The sequence below is a fragment of the Shewanella eurypsychrophilus genome (genome assembly GCF_007004545.3).
Classification (GTDB): domain Bacteria; phylum Pseudomonadota; class Gammaproteobacteria; order Enterobacterales; family Shewanellaceae; genus Shewanella; species Shewanella eurypsychrophilus.
In genome coordinates this window covers 1,528,620-1,547,983 of record NZ_CP045503.2, presented here as the reverse complement: position 1 = coordinate 1,547,983, position 19,364 = coordinate 1,528,620, and the positions used below count along the sequence as shown (strand labels likewise).

The following is a 19,364-nucleotide window of genomic DNA, read 5'->3' as shown; positions in this document are numbered from 1 at the left end:
TATCTTCCATTTAGGTTACAAATCTTTCTGATGCAATCTCTCTAAGTAACAGTTTCACCTTTGGCGACAGAGCGATCTCATCCAAGGTGTATGGCAAGCGCCGTTGCCAATTTGCGTATTCCTTCCATGTTCCTGGAATATTGACGCTATGACGCTCACTCACAAGATCGCACAGTTGCACACTCAATAGCACCGAGTGACTCTTGGCTATTAATCGAAGCCAGGCATGTAGCACCTGTTCAAAATTGAGTTCGTTCGACTCACTTAAACTGCTATTTGCAGGCAGCAGATCATGTTGATTAAACAGAGAGATAAGTTGTAATTTATCTCTCTCTCGCTGGTTTAGTGCTACACCTAAAATTTCATCGCTGTTAAGTAACTCAAGTTGACGCTGCAGGTGTAGATCGCTCGCTGACCACCAGGCGGCAAGTGTCGGAACATCGTGATTGGCGAGCATCATTAAGCTATGGGTTTTATGTTCATCTGGCTGTAGAAAACGATCAGGGTGTTTGCTGAAGTAGAAGAGTTGATTTGAGTAAATTCCAGCCTTAGTCAAATAGCCACTGAGCTCAGGTGGCACTATGCCTAAGTCTTCACCTATGACGCAGCACTGAGCACGCTGACTCTCAAGGCAGATGATTGCGAGTAAGGTTTCAATTGGATAATACACATAGGCACCAGAACCTAGGTCAGGATTGTTTGGGCACCACCACAATCTTAATAAGGCCATCACATGATCGATCCTGAGCGCCCCACAAGCATTCATGTTGCGCCTTACTATCGTAATAAAATGCCGATAGTTATCTTGCTTAAGCTTAATGGGATCTAAAGGAGTCAAACCCCAGTTTTGCCCTTGTGGCGCAAAAGGATCTGCTGGTGCACCTATACTCGCATTGAGGCAAAACACATGTCTATTTTGTCTGACTTCTACCCCGTCAGGAGATGCGCCCACGGCTAAATCACGAATTAAACCAATAGACATGCCGAGTGCTCTGGCTTTAGCCTGACATGCTTCGAGCTGTGTTTCGGCAACAAATTGCAGATAACAATAGAAATTAGAATCGCGGGGGGTCCCCTTTGGAGACTGACTGGCCAGTTCAGCAGAGAAATAGTCTAAATCAATGCCTTGGGAGTCGACAAAATGAAAGAACTCCTGCGCCCTTGGGCTATTTATCATTAACTCATGGGTACAAAACTCATCATATAACTGGTGAAAAATATGATATTTAAGCTCAATGGTTTGCTCGTAATTAAGCCAATTGCCACGATTCAATACTTTTTTTCTATCATTAACCACTCCAGCGAGTCGTTGAGTCTCCAGATGTTGATACTCATCTACACTGGCGATATCAATATACAAGGGGTTAAGGCGTCTTCTGTCATCTGGGCTATAAGGGCTGATAGATTCAGCGTTAAGATGATTGAGAGCATGTAGCGGGTTAAGTTGAATAAAATCACCGCCTTGCAGCGCAATGACTTCGATAAGCGTGGACAGATCGCCAAAATCACCTATCCCCCACTGTTCTTCTGAGCGCAGTGAGTAAAGCTGAATACTAATGCCCCAAGGACGCTTATTTTCCCCAGGATTGAAATAACGAGCGTCTTGCTTGTTTGTTTCATTTGAAGACTGTAATTGACCATTACTAGCAAACTGAAAGGCTTGAGCTGGAGCCACTAAAATGATGCCAGTTTCAGTGACAGAACCATCACAAAGTGATACTTCAATCTGATGATAACCAAGCTCAATAGCGAACTCTGAACTCAGCGCATTCAACGAGACCCTATAGTTTAAATAAGTCGTTTCTTCGAAGTGATAATCTCCAATCACTTCAAAGGTCTCAGGTAAAAGTTCGGCATGAATCTCTTGACCAGTTTCGGTGAGAAGCCTGATCCATATACTGCTCTGATAGCAGCGAGGTAAATACAAGTGAAGATGGGGCTTATCGACCCCAGTATGCTGAAAGCCAGGCAACAACTGAGTCCAAGGTTTTGCATCGAGTTGCAATACCCTCCTCTCTATATCGACCTTTGCTTCAGACGTTGACTCTATTTCACCCAATGCATCAAGCATACAGGCCAATACACCTTGCCTATCTTCGGCCGGAATAGTGACATCTTGCCCATGGCAATTGATAAACTCAGCGCCAACACCTTGCAAATACAGTAACTTATCAAGCCCCATACCTGTCTTCCTTGTGTTTAAAGAGCAAATTTAGCTCTCAACCAACTTTTCACTAATGAATTATTGCTATTCATTACCAGGCACTAACCATGCCAATGAAAAGTAACAGTATGAAGACAGATTTATTTCAAGACGATGACAGTTTATTGCAAATAAGTATCAATAACTTATATTGATTGCAGTTGGTAATATATAGAAGTGCTAGTAGGGTAAAATAGAAAGTTATCAGACTATAGCCGCACACTTATTGCACAGCCGAATCATTAAGATCCACAAGCGATGATTCAACAACAGCATCTTGATTCGGCTATTAAGGCGCTTAAAACAGGTTAAAACTGCCAATCTTTAGCGAAGTCATATCTAAAACCTATACTCCATGAGTCAAAGTCATTTAGGTAATCATAATCTTTGGTCAAATACTCGAGATGGAATCGTAGATTGTCATCGGGTAGCCACTCTAGAGTAGTGTTATACCCATCATACCTTTGACTCAACAGCACTCCTCGACCATCGTCAAAATCAAAATAACCTAGCTTCACTCTGAACTGCTCGCTAATTCGATAAGCCGTGGAGACATCGAGAGTGTGGCCACTACGGTCTTGAGAAATGGTATCCCTTTGGTAACTTTTGTCTTGATAGGCAGCGGCTAAATATAATCCATTATTAAAATCTTGAGCTAAAGATACCGCCCAAACCTCATCTTTCCCCGCTGTAAAATTACCATCGATATTATCTTGCATTAGATAGGTCACAGCACCATGAAAGCCACCTTGGTCATAACCTAAACCTAAGTTCACCAAGTCGGCACCATTACTGCCGCTATCTCCATCAAATTGAGATGCTGCGAGCCAACTAAACCCACCAGTTTGAAGTCGATATGTGACCATATTATTGACGAAGAAAATACCTTCTGCATCATAAGAGAAGGGACTATTTGCATGGTTGAAAATATCCACATACTCGGCGATTAGCAGGTATTGTGGCGGTCTCTGTTTACCCACTGCGACTCGACCATAGGGACCACCGACTGCGACATAGGCTTTCCTAGCTGTGCCAAAGTCTCCATTATTAGAGAGATCAATTCCCCACTCACCATGTAACTCAGCAGTCCAACCCGGCATAAACTCATTGGTTGCTTTTATCCCTGCACGGGAAAGTGCATCCCGAACATCCCAGAAGGTTTCAGCATCTTCATCAAAATAGCCGAAAGTGGGCCGCATGGTGGCATAGACACTTAAAGTATTATTGAGTGGTTTTTCAGGCATGGTGGAAGGCTCGGCCTCTTCGACTTTTGTTACTTGCTTAGCCAAACTAGCTTGCTTGGCCTTTTCAGTCTCTTGGGCTTGCTGAGCCTTCTCAAGCGCTAACACTTGCTGCTGAAGTTGCTCTATTTGCCGCTTCAACATCTCTAAGCTGGTATCTGAATCTGCAGCCACCACATTAAAGGGGGTCACAGAGAAAAACGTAAAGATAAGGATAATCAGAAATATACTTCGCATAAAACCTAACCCATGTAAGCAGGCGATAGAAAAAGTATAGACTATACTTTTGAACATAAAGCCCAGAGGTTATCAGCTTATTTATATTCGTTTACGCCCACCCTGCTCAACTAGGAATCGATACAATGAAAATCAGAACAAAATTTTCTGTAGCCTCTGGTGTCGTCATCTTGATACTCGTTTCCTTACTTTCAATATCTACCGATATCGCTGTTAAGAACACCTTAGAGGAAAAAACCCAGGCCTATATCGAAGATAATGCTTCTTTACTCGCGACAGGAATAAGCAACTGGCTTAGCGGAAAAAGTTCTCAAATAAACCTTTTAAAAAGTATGATTGAAAATAATTATTCCGATACCAGATTTCAGCAAGGGTTAGAGTTAGCGGCAATAAAAAATGATTTCTTACTCGTTTTCGGCACACTAGATACGGAAACAGGTTTACGTTCAAACAACCCCAACAGACAGAACCCACCAAATGTAGACTTTAGAGAAAAGCCTTGGTACAAGCTGGCCAAAAACCAATCGGGAATCGTATTCACTGCACCTTATAAAGACGCAGCAACCAATGAGCTTCTGCTGTCTATCGTCACAAACGTCCAAAACAAAGGCGAATTTAGGGCCGTATTAGGCGGAGACTTAAGTTTAGATACCATTGCCAAAACGGTAAATACCATCAACTTCGATGGCACTGGGCTCGCTTTTATTAGTGATGAGAATGGCAATATTATCACTCACCCTATCGGGGAGCTGAACAATAAAAACACGCAAGATATTTATCTGCACTCCCCGAGTAATAGCAAGAAGATCATAGAAGTTGAACATGATGGAACCGACAAACTCTTGTATTTTTACCCGCTAGAAAAGGCCAGCGGTATGAATTGGTATTTGGCCGTATTACTCGACAAAGATAAAGTTTATCAATCGCTAACAGACTTAACCCAAAGAACAGCCCTGTTCGCCATAATCAGTATTATCATCTGTATTTTTATACTGAGAAAGCTCGCAAAAAAATTACTTATGCCGCTCAATGAACTAGAAAATGCCATAGCCAATATCGCATCTGGCGATGGCGATCTTACCCAAAGGTTAGCCATTAAGAGTGATGATGAATGTGGCGCTGTGGCAACGAACTTCAACCTCTTCTTAACCTCAATGCAGCAGCTCGTCATAGATATCAAAGACAAAGCCAATTTAGCGGTCGATAATAGCAATATCTCCAGACATCTGGCGGTGCAATCCGGTGAGCAGCTCATGGAGCAAAAGTCTCTGATTGAAGGACTAGCCACAGCAATGAATGAAATGACGGCAACCTCTGCGGATATAGCCAGTAGTGCACAAGACGCAGCAAGTTCTATCACGGCAGTCAATGAACGAACCGAACAGAGTCAAATAACCTTTACTGAAACTTCCGATTATATTAACCAGCTATCCAGCACCATTACCGTTTCACAAGGCGTTAGTGATCAACTCGCCGAATACAGCACCAACATAGAACAAGTACTGTCTGTCATCAACGGGATAGCCGAGCAGACCAACCTACTCGCACTTAACGCAGCAATTGAAGCGGCGCGGGCGGGTGAACAAGGACGGGGTTTTGCCGTTGTTGCCGATGAAGTCCGAACGCTCGCTTCTCGAACTCAGGAGTCCACCACAGAAATTAAGACCACCATAGAGCAAATTCAATCAGCTTCCTCTCAAGTACAAGCAGCCATGCAAGAAAGCAAAGAAAAAGCAGAGATCTGCGTTGAGCATGCTGCCACCGCTAACGATGCACTGGATGTCATATCAAGTTCGGTTAAAGAGATCATGGATAGAAACATTCAAATAGCAGCAGCCATCGAGGAGCAGAGTGTGGTCGCCGAAGAAATAAACCTTAATACCAACAACATCAATGATATCAGTACCAGTGTCGGCGAGTTCTCACAGAACCAAATAGAGTCTAATATTCAACTTATCGAAGAAGTAAAACAGCAGCAGTTGCTACTCAATAAGTTCACCGTGTAAGCCTTCCTCCATTGCCGATGTAATCAATGACAGACTAATTCACTACCTTTGTCATAAATTTACAGATTTAGTCGTGTAGCTCTAAGTTTCTGACACTTTTTCCCCGAGTTCATCCACTTTTTAGAGTCAGATCACACCTTTCACTAAACAAGATTGGTAATTTGGTTACCAGAAAAGATAACAACTTTAACATTCAAGCATAAAGGTGATTTTATGGCTGCAAAATTTTTTATCCCATCTGTCAATGTGTTAGGTAAAGACGCTGTCGATGAGGCTATAGGTGATATCAAGACATTGGGCTTTAAGCGTGCGCTCATCGTAACCGATAAGCCTTTGGTCGAAATAGGCTTAGTCGGTCAAGTAGCTGAGAAGTTAGGTGCTGCAGGTATCATAGTCACCATTTTCGACGGCGTTCAACCGAACCCAACTTCAGGTAATGTTGAAGCCGGTCTTGAACAGCTTAGAAAGCATGATTGTGACTTTGTTGTCTCTCTTGGCGGTGGCTCTCCACATGACTGTGCTAAGGGTATTGCCCTAGTTGCAACCAATGGCGGCAGCATCAAAGACTATGAAGGTCTGGACATGTCAGCTAAGCCACAACTTCCACTAGTTGCTATCAATACCACAGCTGGCACTGCCAGTGAAATGACACGTTTTTGTATTATCACAGATGAGTCCCGACATATTAAAATGGCTATCGTGGATAAACACACGACGCCTATCTTATCGGTCAATGATCCTGAGTTGATGCTGGCAAAACCCGCAGGGCTCACCGCCGCTACCGGTATGGATGCACTGACTCACGCCATCGAAGCTTATGTTTCTATTGCTGCGAACCCAATTACTGACGCTTGTGCTATCAAGGCCATCGAGCTAGTTAAAGCGAACCTCGCAGAGGCTGTCGATAACGGCCAGAATATCGAAGCACGTGATCAAATGGCTTATGCACAATTCCTCGCCGGTATGGCATTTAACAATGCAAGCTTAGGTTATGTCCATGCTATGGCGCACCAACTAGGGGGCTTCTACGACCTTCCACACGGTGTATGTAATGCCCTCTTACTGCCTCATGTTCAGCAGTACAATGCGCAAGTCGCAGCACCTCGTCTCAAAGATGTCGCTAAAGCGATGGGAGTAGATGTCGCGGCAATGAGTGATGAGCAAGGGGCGGCAGCAGCGATTGACGCCATCAAAGCACTTTCAATTGCAGTCAAGATCCCCGAGAACTTAACGCTTCTTGGTGTCAAAGCTGAGGATATTCCAACACTGGCTGATAACGCCCTTAAAGATGCATGTGGCTTCACTAACCCGAAGCAAGCAACACATGAAGAGATCTGCCAAATATTCACCAATGCACTCTAATTCTAGCCGCGCTAGATAAAGCACTGGTACAGTGCCCAATACATCAAAGCCCAAGCCTAACTGCTTGGGCTTTTTGTTGCAGGAGAAACCAGACAAATAAAGATACATATAAAAACTAATCAATATCATAGTAAATATATAGGGTTAGTTGCTCGAGATGGTAAATTTGTGACTCATCTCTAGCAAACATCTATACACTTGTTATAAAGTAGTGACAGTTAGCTTTTTCCCTGCAAAGAATCAGCAAACGTGAAGGCCCGCTAGCTCGTTAGAGTTTGCGGGCCTTCTTCTTTAGTTATCGACCTCATCACTACAGATGACTTATTAAATTAATCGGCTCTGTTTCTTACTCTCATGCATTTTTAGCTCTACTTCTTCAATCAGCTTCTCGGCATCGACTTCCGAAATGATGCCCTCATGGGTCAACTCTTGGATCTTCTTACGCTCGGTATTGAGTAATATTCTTAAGGCAAGATAGGACTCAACCCGCTCCACTAAATGTGGTGAACCCTTACGAAAATCATTTAAGGTATTATCGGCAAATTGATTGACTAAGGTCATCTGCTCCAAGGCTGTCTCTAACTGCTCGGCCTCTAAGGACAGACTAGGCGCAAGTTCAAGAATATAAGCGCTCGCCTCAAACAAGCCTCTGGCACTCTCGAAAGTAATCACATGCTGCTTATAACTCGCTGCTCGAGCATAAGAGCCGATAAGAGGCATATTTGCACACTGATTAGCCCACTTCGGGATCTGCCAATGCTTAGCGATAGAGGGTCTTGGCCAGATCTGCGGCGTGCCATCTAACGCCTTCTCTATCGCACCGATTAAGATATGAGTGGCATCTTGGCTGAGTAAGCCTTTGGCAAATTGATTCCAGTAAAATTGCCGCTCCGATTCCAGCAGCTTTCTCTGGTATTCCACCTGAGTATCGATACTCTCTTCCTCTTCATAGGGCATCGCTACTGTGACAATATTGCGATCTACTGCCAGCCAATTAACAGCCTTCAGGTGTTCATCTTGTTTAAGGCTCTCCCTCACCTTGACCATTTCATCTGAGATCTTATGCTGCACCTTAGCAAAGGTCTTCTGCTTGGCTTTGGGCAACTTATCGAGTCCAAGTTTTGCCATCACAAACCGCATACTGGATCCATTGACCACTATGGTGAGTACCACGATACCCGCGGTGAGAAACAGCACTTGATCCCTTAATTGAATATCCAAGGACTCGTTGGTTGCCACGATTAATGCCAATGCTAAAGAGACTGCCCCCCGCAGCCCCCCCCAAATCAAGACAATTGATTTCTCCTTGGTCAAACCTATGCCTATTCTGGCTAGGATCGGCATAAATCCGACGATCACCATGGTCCTGATAACTAATATTCCGGCAAAGATCACCGCTAAATACTGCCAGTTAGCTAAATCCTCAAGGCCTAATCGAGTAGAGATCACTAATCCCACTAAGATAAAGATCAAGGTATTAAACAGATAAGATAGTGTGTGCCAAAAGTGACGCAGATGCTCCATCACCTCAGGGGAAAACCGTGTTCGACCTGGGCCCGCGTAGATGAGTGCCAGGGTGACCACACTCACTACACCCGAAGCATGAAACACATGCTCAGACAGATAAAATACCAGATAGGGTAAAACCAGAGTCAACGCGATTTCTATCAGGCTGTCGTTAAACAAGGAACCGATAAACATCAGACTGATTGCCGCGACAACAGCGCCGATGAGCACACCGATGCTAACAACCCGAGTAAACTCGCCTACCACATGGGTGAAACTTAACTCGGCCTGAGCCTGAGTCGCTAGCCCCATGAACAAGGTAAACAAGACAATTGCGGTACCGTCATTGAGCAAAGACTCTCCCTCAATGAGCGTTTGTAGTCTGGCTCGTGAGCACATCTCTTTTAGTAAGGAAACCACGGCAACCGGGTCTGTAGCGCTGACAATCGCACCAAACATCAAGGCGGTACCCACAGACCAATGCCAAGGTAACACGCTAAGACTTAACAAGGCGGTGATCACGGTACACAGCACCATTCCTGGGATAGCCAGTAGGGCTATTTGAGAGAACATGCGCTTAAATAGGTGCACTTCTAATGAAAATGCAGATTCAAACACCAATGCCGGCAAAAAAATAAACATGATTAAATTGGCATCGAGTTGGCTAGCCAGCTCGAAAGAAGATTTTAGTTCGTGTAGGAAGGGAGTATCGACTTCATAATCTAACACTGAGCCAATCAACATCCCCAGCACCAATAAGGCTACTGAATATGGGATTGCCGTATTTTTCAATAGCCTGCGTAACACGATCCCTAATATTATCGCTACCACAAAAAATACTAAAAGCTGTAAGGTCATTTGCATATGCATATGCATTACCCAAACATTAGTATCGTCTATTAAAAGTAGTCCTAAATCACCAGTTAATCACGTTTACAAGACTGCCAGCTCCCCACAAAAAAGCCCAAGCGAATTCGCTTGGGCTCTTGATGGAATACGCTTAAAGAGTCAATTTATGACACTTTAGCTTCTCCCTTAAACTTCTCTCGCATCTTCTGCATCATCACATAGAAGACAGGAACTAGCAGGGTACCAACGATAGTGGCCGCTAACATACCACCAAATACCGAATAACCTAGAGCACGTCGACTACCAGCACCGGCGCCAGTGGCAATAACCAGAGGCAATACCCCGAGCAAGAAGGAGAAGGCCGTCATCAATACCGCACGGAATCTCAATCTAGCAGCTGTCTCTCCCGCCTCTAGAATACTCTTGCCCTCTTCACGCAGCTGCTTGGCAAACTCCACAATCAAGATCGCGTTTTTACAGGCGAGTCCAATCAAGAGTACCAGACCAATTTGTGCATAGAGGTTCAAGTCAGACCCAACCAGCAAGATATTGAGGAAGGCCCCCAATACCGCAATTGGCACCGCCAAAATCACCGCGAAGGGAATGGTCCAGCTCTCATACTGAGCCACTAAGAACAGATAGGTAAACACCAATGCCAGAGCAAAAATCAAGGGCGCTAAGTTGCCCGCCTTGATCTCTTGATAGGTCTGGCCTGTCCACTCATAGCTATAACCCGTAGGCAGAGTCTCGTTAGCCGCACGCTCCATCGCTTTAATGGCATCACCCGAACTGAAACCAGCTGCAGGGAAACCATTAATGGTGGTCGAGCTAAACATATTATATGCGGTCATCACATCAGGACCCAATATCGGTGTCACTGTCACTAGCGTACTCAAAGGGATCATCTCCCCGGTATTAGAGCGCACATAGAATCGCGAGATGTCTTGTTCTGAATCCCGGAACTCTCCCTCGGCCTGCAAGATCACCCTAAATACCTTGCCGTAACGGTTGAAGTCGTTAACGTACATGGAACCTAGCATGGTTTGCATGGTTGAGAATATCTCGTTAAGAGAGATGCCTAGTGCCTTAGCCTTGTCTCTGTCTACATCCACGTACATCTGCGGCACATCTGCACGGAAATTACTGAATGACATGGCAATTTCAGGCTGCTCATTGGCTTTCATTATCAAGGCTCGCATCACAGAAGCTAACTCCTGAGGCGTTCTTCCTTGGGTATCCTGCAACACAAACTCGAAGCCACCGACGCTACCCACACCAGGGATTGGCGGCAGTGAGAATGCCATGGCTTTAACCGAAGGATTAGCCGCATATTTAGCCTGCAGCTTGGCAACGATCGCCGCCTCCACCATATCTGGTGTATCTCGCTCCTCCCAGGTAGACAAAGTCACGATCATCAAGCCACCATTTGAGGCAACTGACCCAGATAAGATACTGAAACCACTAGCATGGATCACATTTTCGACGCCAGGCTCGGCTAATGTTAGCTCGACAAGATCACGCATCACCTCTTCGGTACGGTTTAGTGAGGCACCATCTGGCAATTGAATATCTACCATAAAGGCTTTCTTATCTTCCATGGGCACGAAGCCCGAAGGCAAGATATTAGCTATGCCTCCAGTAAGAGCGAGCAGAGCTACATACACAACTAAGACTAAAGAAAGTTTACGAGTCAAGGATGAAACCAACTTCATGTACTTGCCAGACACACGCTCAAAATACTTGTTGAAGGTGGCATGGAAGCCTTTAGTATGCTTCTTTGGCGGTCTCAGAAGAGAAGCACACAGAGCCGGACTTAATGTCAGCGCATTTATCGATGAGATAAGTACCGAAATACATATGGTCACAGAGAACTGGGCGTACATCTGACCCGTGATCCCGGGCATTACGGCCGTAGGTGCAAACACTGCCAGTAATACTAAGGTGGTCGCAATAATCGGCCCAGTGACCTCTTTCATCGCCTTAGAGGTCGCTTCTTTCGGTGACAATCCCTCATCTTCCATCAAACGTGTGACGTTCTCCACCACCACAATCGCATCATCGACCACAATACCGATGGCCAAGATCAAGGCAAACAGAGATACCGTATTGATACTCATGCCAAAAACCAGCAAGAAGGCAAATGTACCGATAAGTGAAACTGGAATAGCAATAGCAGGAACCAGCGTCGAGCGTACATCTTGCAAGAAGATAAACACCACTAACACCACAAGGGCTATGGAGATAAATAGGGTTTGTACTACCTCCTTGATTGAAGTTTCAACAAACTCGGTAGTGTCATAGAGAACTTCATATTCCAGATCTTGTGGAAATTGCTTAGACAGCTTGTCCATCTCAGCCTTAATTGCCGCACCGACTTCTAATGCATTGGCATCGGGCGATTGATAAACTGAAATAATGGCAGAAGGTTTATTGTTGAGTCGGCCTTGAGCATCATAGGTCTGAGAGCCAAGTTCTACTCTTGCCACATCACCGACGATGACTTTAGATCCATCGATGTTGGCGCGGATCATCACCTGACGAAACTCTTGAGGATCCTTCAAACGTCCTTTGGTTTGCAGTGTGTACTGGAACTGTTGATCCGGATCCACTGGGGCGGCGCCAATACGACCCGCCGCAACCTGAATGTTCTGCTCTTGAAGAGAAGCGATAACATCCGATGCTGTGACTCCAAGACTGGCCATTTTATCAGGATCGAGCCAGATACGAATGGCGTAATCCAACGCACCGATCACCTGAACTTTAGACACACCATTTTGACGTGCTAACGAGTCGGTGATATTAAGTCCGGCATAGTTAGTGATAAACAGGGAATCGAACGTCTCATTGGGAGAAACTAGGTTCACCACCATCAGAATATTCGGACTCTGCTTCTCCACCGTCACACCTTGACGCTGAACCTCAGAAGGCAGCCTTGGCATGGCCTGTTGTACACGGTTCTGTACTTTCACCTGAGCCATGTCGGCATCGGTACCCACATCGAATGTGACACTCAAGGAGTAGCTACCATCGTTGGCGCTCTTAGACTCCATATAGAGCATGTCTTCAACACCGTTCACTTCCGCCTCAAGCGGCTGAGCTATGGTGTCTCTGACGATATTAGCACTGGCACCAGAGTAACTGGTCGACACATTAATCTGCGGTGGTGCTATCTCAGGAAACTCCGATACAGACAAGATCGGAATAGAAATCAGACCCACAAGCGTCAATACCGTCGAGATGACAAAGGCAAACTTTGGTCTGTTGATAAAGAATTCACTGATCATGACATTCCCCTGTTAGCCAGTGGTAAAACCAAACTTAGGCTAATTTTAGAGCCACCCATAAAAAATTCGCTGATCATGACATATCCCTACTTAGCATCGCTGGTAGTGGGTGTAGCTTGAGTATCTTGAAATGGCACGATCTCTTGCTCGACAGCATTAACCTTGATACCTGGACGGATCTTCTGTAAACCATCGACGACAATACGCTCGCCATCATTGAGGCCACTAAGCACGCGCCAGTCGATACCGAAACGCTCACCAAGCTCGACGATACGCTTCTCTACTTCATCTTGCTCATTGAGCACCATAACGAAGCGCCCTTGCTGATCTTCCTGTACAGCAGCTTGAGGAATGAGTAAGGCTTGCTCTTTAATGGGGGATTCGATAATCAGAGTCACAAACAGGCCGGGAAGCATCAACTTAGCATCGTTTTTGAAGGTAGCACGAATAGGTAAAGTACCCGTAGCCGCATCGACCTTGTTGCTGATGAAGTCGATATAACCCGTCTCATTAAACATGGTGCCATTAGGCAAACGTAGACTGATCACAATATCTGAGATCTGCACTTCACGTTTTGCCGCCTGTGAAAACTTCTGCTGAGCTGAAATAAGCTTCTTTTCAGCAACTTGAAAGTTAACCCACATAGGTTGTAACTGAACCAAAACCGCCATCTCAGTATTTGGGGTGATGATCTCACCAGTACTGACCTTGGCATTACTGATACGACCGGAAATGGGTGCAAAAACCTTAGTATAACTAAGCTGTAATTCAGCGCCTTGTACTGCGGCTTCGGCTTGTACTACACCAGCCGCGGTGGTGAGTTTACGTGAGGTTAACTCATCCATATCTTGTGCACTGATCATGCCGTCGGGAAGCAGCCTTCTGCCGCGTTCCCAATTCATAACCGCCACATCTCTCGATGCAAATGCCTGCTTAAGCACTGCTTTTTGTTGAGCTAACTGAGAGATGTAATTAGCTGGGTCGATTTCGAACAAGAGATCGCCGGCATTTACGTCATCACCCTCAACGAACGCACGATTGAGTAACTGGCCCTGGATTTGAGATTTAATGGTGACATCTTCAGATGCTCTGGTACGCCCCACTATCTCAGACTTAGACTGGATTTCTTTGGTACTCGCCGTATTGACTATCACACTGGGAAGCATTGCAGCTTGAGGCACCGGCGCTTCCCCACAGGCAGTAAGTTGTAATGCTGCGATGAAAAGAGTGCACCACTTTAGAGTTGAAACTGTTCTGGCTAGCATTTAAGCCTCCGGTAGAGTAATTCAAATTTTTATCGTGAAATTATAAGCAGATAACTGCATCATTAATAGCCATTTACAAGTTTATTTCATTTATTTCACAACTTGTCTATTACCAAGCTATCACTCACCGCCTCCTTTGCAAATCGAACAACACTAGCCCTCACATATGTATCCTTAATCAAGGACATTCGATTAGAAGCTTAATGTGAGATCCCCTTTATTATCAGCCACAAATATATAAGCTGAAAATGAGTAAGTATCACCTTTACTGATAGGTATTCATTTTTGGAGTTGATAAATTGATAAGTTAAAACACACAGCTAGAGAGTCAATTAGCTGATGCTTTATTAACCGAAGGCGAAACAAGAGAGATAAATAGTCAAAAAGTGAGATCTAGCACAAGGTTATATGGGTTTGAGTCATGCTAAAAAAGAGTTACAGCAAGTTCACTATACTCATTGAGAAGAGACAGGCTAGAGAAAGTAAACTTACATGAGTAAAGACGAATAAAAGTTGACCGATTAGAAAAGCAATGTCTATGATGGCATTAGTATTCGCAAACAAAGTAGGTAATATATGACAGCAATTTCACATGTATACAACTATACCGTTCGATGCCCACACGTAAAAGACCCTGCTCATCCCACAACATGGGAGAATCATATTGAGTTTAATCAATCTTGCGAAATTGGATTAAGCCGCATCACTAAATGGCATGACCGTTCTGGTAACCGTATATTTGAACAAGATGGATTTGTAGTGCGGGAGGCCGAAACTGAAAAAGCCTATTTCTCGATGCAAAATACCCGAATTAAGGGCGACGGTCATGTATTGGTGACCTTTAAGATATTCATGGACGAGTCAACCAAAGACACCTCGGTACAAGAGATCATGCAGCACCTGATTGCTGATTATGATGAAAAAATCGCTAAACTCTAAAGCTAAGCACTTATCTTAACTTGGTGATAATCTCAGCATATAAGTAGAGCTGCCTCTTGGTGAGGCAGTTCACATATTTACAACTATCAATGTTGTACAGATCACAAAAGCAAATAACTCCACGCCAACAGATCAGAGTTAAAATTTAATTTCTAGTAAATAAAATTAATATAATTCAATAACAAATAATCAATTTCACTCACTTTCAATAGACTAACCCTCCTTTCTAGCTATCATTGCCGTTTTACTATGCTGCTGCTACAATTTTCAATCGAAAACAAGATCTAATTTTTATATCTATAATTATACAACTTAAGATTAATTCCTTTGGTCAATGGCATTGCTATTCACCTTGAATTAGTTTGCCAAAAATAACTCTGAGTAGCTCACTTTCTTATACTGATTGGTATAAACATTGATTTTTAATAATATAGGAGCATGTACTCATGCACGAAATGGTAAATATTGTCATCATAGGTGGTGGCGCAGGCGGCATGGAGATAGCGACTAAATTAGGTCGTAAGCTGGGTAAAAAAGGCAAAGCTAGGATCACCCTTATCGATTGTGCCGAAAGTCATGTCTGGAAACCCCTACTACACGAAGTCGCGACCGGGGCACTCGATATTGGTATCGATGCATTAAGTTATCGCGGTCATGCTGCCAATCATGGCTATCATTTCCAGCAAGGCGCAATGACAGAGATAGATAGAGAGAAGAAGCAGATCATCCTCGCACCCATTACAGATTCACAGGGAGATGAACTGCTACCAGCCAGACGCATCGACTATGACTACGCAGTGATCGCTATCGGTAGCATCGCAAACGACTTTAAAATTCCTGGTGTACGTGAACATTGCGTATTCTTAGATAGTACGGCTCAGGCGATGGAAATTCGCAGCATGCTGCTCAATAAATTTATGCGCTATGCCAGCCACCATCAACTTGATGAAAAGATAAAAATTGCTGTCGTTGGTGCCGGCGCAACTGGGGTTGAGATGTCAGCAGAGATGCACCATGCCGTCGATCAGCTTAGAGGTTTTGGTTATAAAATTGACTCTAGCTTATTAGAGATCACCTTAATTGAAGCCGATGAGCGAATTCTTCCTAAAGTTGATAAAATTGAGATATCGACGTCGGTGGCTAAAGAGCTTATCTCTATCGGTGTCAACGTACGAACTTCGACGCGTATTAGCGAAGTCACGACCGAAGGTCTACACACTACAGAAGATGAGTTTATTCCATCAGATATGGTGATCTGGTCTACGGGTGTCAAAGCGCCTGACTTCTTAAATGAGATTGGCGGATTAGAGAGTAATCACATCAATCAAGTGATGGTCCAACAAAATATGCAGTCCACCCGTGACCCACATATTTTTGCCATCGGTGATTGCGCAGCCTGTCCACAAGAAGATGGCAGCTGGGTGCCACCACGAGGTCAATCTGCACGCCAAATGGCTCTGATGACCGCTGATAATATCTGCTTGATGATCGATGATAAATCACCAAAACATGAATATGTTTATAAAGATCTAGGCTCATTAGTTAACCTTTCCAAGTTTCATACTGTCGGTAACCTGATGTCATTTATGGGCGGCGGTGTGTTAGTTGAAGGCAAGATAGCCCGCTTTGTCTATACCTCACTCTATCGCAGGCATTTGATTGAACTGCATGGGGTCTTTCGAGGAACGCTACTGATGTTTGCTAAAGGAATTAGCCGAATCATTCACCCTCACCTAAAGCTGCACTAGCCCTAGATTAATATCAATAGCAATTACTTGATTAAAGGCCTCGTTTTAACGAGGCCTTTTCAGTCGTCGTTTAAAACGCTAAAATACCCGACGTCAATAACCTTGAGTATCCACAATGAAATATCCACTTTATGCATTAGCGCTTTTTTTCACACTTACAGGGTGCGCAGAGCTAAAAGATGCTGGCCGAACCATAGGTCATGCAACCAGAGACACGACAACCGCCATAGGCCATGCATCTCGTGATGCTGTTAATTCGGTGAAAGAAGATCTCAGTAGTGAAGATGACACAAAAGATTAATTTTTAGTCAAAGAAACTTAGAAGCAAGCCGCTCTCTTTCCCCCTTTAGTTAAGCAGTCAATGAACAGATTAAAACTTACTTCGTGCATGGCGCCAAATGCCGATGGCTTTGTCACTTCTTTAGCGCAATATCTTGCCATTCAATTAGTCAGGCCAATAGAATCGTGTCTGGATATTCCCTGGCAGGATAGAGAGAAAGCATTCGATAGCGGCGATATACAGATATGTTGGATCTGCGGGCTTCCCTATATTTGGAAAGTTGACAAACCCGCTCCCCAAGTCGAGCTACTCGCAACCCCAGTATTAAAGGCAAGTCGATACAAGAATGCGCCAGTCTATTATTCCGATGTTGTGGTTCACAAAGATAGCCAGCTGTTCAGTTTTGCCGATCTCGAAGGCATGCGCTGGTCTTATAATGAGCCACTATCCCACTCGGGGGCTTATGTTGTGCGAGACCATCTAGCAAGCATGGGTAAGGATTGCAGTTACTTTGGCAAGGTTATCGAGTCAGGAGCTCATCAGAACTCAATACAGATGATTTTAGACAAACAAGTCGATGCCTCGGCAATCGATAGCTGGGTACTGGAATTAGAGCTAATAAAAAACCCTCAACTGGCTTCTCAGCTGCGCATCATAGAAACATTGGGACCTAGCAGCTTCCCGCCCTGGATGATCTCAAAACAGGTTCCAGCTGAACTGCGTAGAAAGATCAGAAACATCTTAACCAAAATGCATCTAGATCCTATGGGTAGAAGTATTTTGAATAAAGTGGAGATCTCCCATTTTGCCGCCACAGAAGATAGAGATTACGATCCCATTCGAAAAATGGCACAAAACGCCGAGAAGATTGAGTGGGCAGTAACATAAGCCAATGAGTTTCTAGGCACGGATAAAACAGTATTACGTGCCCTACTCACTGTTTTATCTCTTATGTTTTACTAGCTCTTTAACCATGATGCCTGCCTGAGCGAGTAAGATAAGCGTAAAGGGCAGTGCGCCAAAAATGGCTATCTGTTTATTCAGGTCGATATTATTTTTTAGCACTAGGGCCGCTGTAATCGCCACCAGCACTAAACTCCAGATCAATTTAGACTTTACGGCTTGGTTGCCAGTCATCATCCCAGTAACATAAATGGCCGAATCGGCGCTAGTGATCACAAAGGTGATCAACAGCAAGATGGCGCTATAGGTCAACACTTTGCCAAAAACTAAACTATCGAAGAAGGTAAACAAGCCTAAGGTAAAGTCAGTATTGGTCGCCTGTACAACATCCGGCAAAATACTCATCTCAAATACACTGCCACCAAAGGTACTAAACCAGACTATGGTGGTCACGGTTGGCACCAGTATGGTGCACAGCAGGTATTGGCGAATGGTACGTCCTCGGCTAATTCTGGCGATAAAGGGACCAACAAAAGGGGCCCAGGCAATCCACCAGACAAAATAGATAATACTCCACCCCTCACTCCAACCTCGAGAGCCCTCATCGATAGAAAATGAAACCGCTGGCAAGAGTTGCAGATAACTGAGACTGGATGTAAAAATGGTTGTTACAACAGCTAAGGGATCAACTAATGCCACCACAGCTATCAAGATTGCAATGACAAAGAGTAGATTAAATAGGCTCATACGCCTTATGCCTTTATCTAGGCCTAAAGTCGATGAGAGGGTAAAAGCAAAAGTGATCGCCATAAGCAGGCCTAGACGAAAACTTATTCCGCCAATATCAAACCCTAAACTTTGCTCCAGTCCACTTTGAACTAAGGCAATCGTATTCGCTAATGTCCCTGCCACCCCAAATATCACGGCAATCACAGCCAAAAGATCGAACAACTGGTAACCATTTGATGTTTTCTTGTCTGTAAAGCTTGCAGACACCGTCATACTTCTTGATTTATTGAAGGCAAACCAGGCCATGACCAGACCGGATATGGCATATAGGCTCCAGGCATGCAGCCCCCAATGAAAGTAAGTCAATGCAAGCGCTGTGTCTTTACTCACCTCCTGCACCGGAATAAATGCTGGCGGATTGGCATAATGTGCTATCGGCTCCGCTACGCCCCAAAAAATAAGCCCAGAGCCCATTCCTGCAGCGAATAACATCGATACCCAACTGATAAAGCTAAATTCAGGGGACTTATCCTTGCCTAAAGTGATTTTTCCCCAGGGACTCAGTGCAATGGCAAACGCAAGGATCACAAACAAAGAAGGGATAATGATAAAAGCTAAACCAAACTCATGAATGGCGTAACTCGTGATCCCTGCGACCATAGATATGGCAGATTGAGGGAAAATCAGGAAGGCCGATGCTGCGATACAACAGCAAATAAGACCGATAGATTCACGGCTTAACGTTCTAGCCATAGTGGGAATTTTCAGGGTTTTAATTTTCATTAATCACGTGGATCATTCATAGAGACAAT

The 19,364-nt window shown here is 44.4% G+C and carries 12 protein-coding genes; 6 read left to right on the top strand and 6 right to left on the bottom strand.

Annotated features, from left to right (window positions below):
- Nucleotides 1-10 precede the first annotated feature (10 nt).
- Entirely contained in the window at nucleotides 11-2,182 is a 2,172-nt protein-coding gene (malQ, locus tag FM038_RS06515) for a 4-alpha-glucanotransferase (protein ID WP_142872503.1), read from the bottom strand.
- A 329-nt stretch (nucleotides 2,183-2,511) separates the two neighbouring features.
- Nucleotides 2,512-3,681: a porin gene (locus tag FM038_RS06510; protein ID WP_142872502.1), complete on the bottom strand. Its 1,170-nt coding sequence runs from the start codon at nucleotides 3,679-3,681 to the stop codon at nucleotides 2,512-2,514.
- 125 nt (nucleotides 3,682-3,806) lie between these two features.
- Here FM038_RS06510 and FM038_RS06505 point away from each other — a divergent pair, with 125 nt between their 5' ends.
- Both FM038_RS06505 and yiaY read left to right on the top strand, forming a co-directional pair.
- Nucleotides 3,807-5,687, top strand: coding sequence for a methyl-accepting chemotaxis protein (locus tag FM038_RS06505; RefSeq protein WP_142872501.1), 1,881 nt, complete (start codon nucleotides 3,807-3,809; stop codon nucleotides 5,685-5,687).
- A 213-nt stretch (nucleotides 5,688-5,900) separates the two neighbouring features.
- Nucleotides 5,901-7,049: an L-threonine dehydrogenase gene (gene yiaY / locus FM038_RS06500; RefSeq protein WP_142872500.1), complete on the top strand. Its 1,149-nt coding sequence runs from the start codon at nucleotides 5,901-5,903 to the stop codon at nucleotides 7,047-7,049.
- Between the two features lie 324 nt (nucleotides 7,050-7,373).
- On the opposite strand, the gene FM038_RS06495 is transcribed toward yiaY, so the two are convergent.
- The 3 genes from FM038_RS06495 to FM038_RS06485 all read right to left on the bottom strand — a co-directional run bounded on the left by FM038_RS06495 (nucleotide 7,374) and on the right by FM038_RS06485 (nucleotide 13,953).
- Complete coding sequence (locus FM038_RS06495) at nucleotides 7,374-9,425, bottom strand: cation:proton antiporter (RefSeq protein WP_142872499.1); 2,052 nt, start codon at nucleotides 9,423-9,425, stop codon at nucleotides 7,374-7,376.
- Between the two features lie 143 nt (nucleotides 9,426-9,568).
- The gene (locus tag FM038_RS06490) at nucleotides 9,569-12,688 is read right to left on the bottom strand and encodes an efflux RND transporter permease subunit (RefSeq protein ID WP_142872498.1); all 3,120 of its coding nucleotides are present in this window, start codon (nucleotides 12,686-12,688) and stop codon (nucleotides 9,569-9,571) included.
- 86 nt (nucleotides 12,689-12,774) lie between these two features.
- Entirely contained in the window at nucleotides 12,775-13,953 is a 1,179-nt protein-coding gene (locus tag FM038_RS06485) for an efflux RND transporter periplasmic adaptor subunit (protein ID WP_142872497.1), read from the bottom strand.
- A 576-nt stretch (nucleotides 13,954-14,529) separates the two neighbouring features.
- Here FM038_RS06485 and FM038_RS06480 point away from each other — a divergent pair.
- From FM038_RS06480 to FM038_RS06465, 4 genes are all read left to right on the top strand, one after another.
- Complete coding sequence (locus FM038_RS06480) at nucleotides 14,530-14,892, top strand: cytoplasmic protein (protein WP_142872496.1); 363 nt, start codon at nucleotides 14,530-14,532, stop codon at nucleotides 14,890-14,892.
- 446 nt (nucleotides 14,893-15,338) lie between these two features.
- Nucleotides 15,339-16,640, top strand: a complete 1,302-nt coding sequence (locus FM038_RS06475) for an NAD(P)/FAD-dependent oxidoreductase (protein ID WP_142872495.1) — start codon at nucleotides 15,339-15,341, stop codon at nucleotides 16,638-16,640.
- Between the two features lie 115 nt (nucleotides 16,641-16,755).
- Nucleotides 16,756-16,941, top strand: coding sequence for a hypothetical protein (locus FM038_RS06470; RefSeq protein WP_142872494.1), 186 nt, complete (start codon nucleotides 16,756-16,758; stop codon nucleotides 16,939-16,941).
- 60 nt (nucleotides 16,942-17,001) lie between these two features.
- Complete coding sequence (locus FM038_RS06465; RefSeq protein WP_142872493.1) at nucleotides 17,002-17,808, top strand: phosphate/phosphite/phosphonate ABC transporter substrate-binding protein; 807 nt, start codon at nucleotides 17,002-17,004, stop codon at nucleotides 17,806-17,808.
- A gap of 54 nt (nucleotides 17,809-17,862) precedes the next feature.
- Here FM038_RS06465 and FM038_RS06460 read toward each other — a convergent pair whose 3' ends face one another.
- A complete protein-coding gene (locus tag FM038_RS06460; RefSeq protein WP_223293011.1) occupies nucleotides 17,863-19,335 on the bottom strand; it encodes a BCCT family transporter in 1,473 nt (490 codons plus the stop codon).
- Nucleotides 19,336-19,364: the final 29 nt, after the last annotated feature.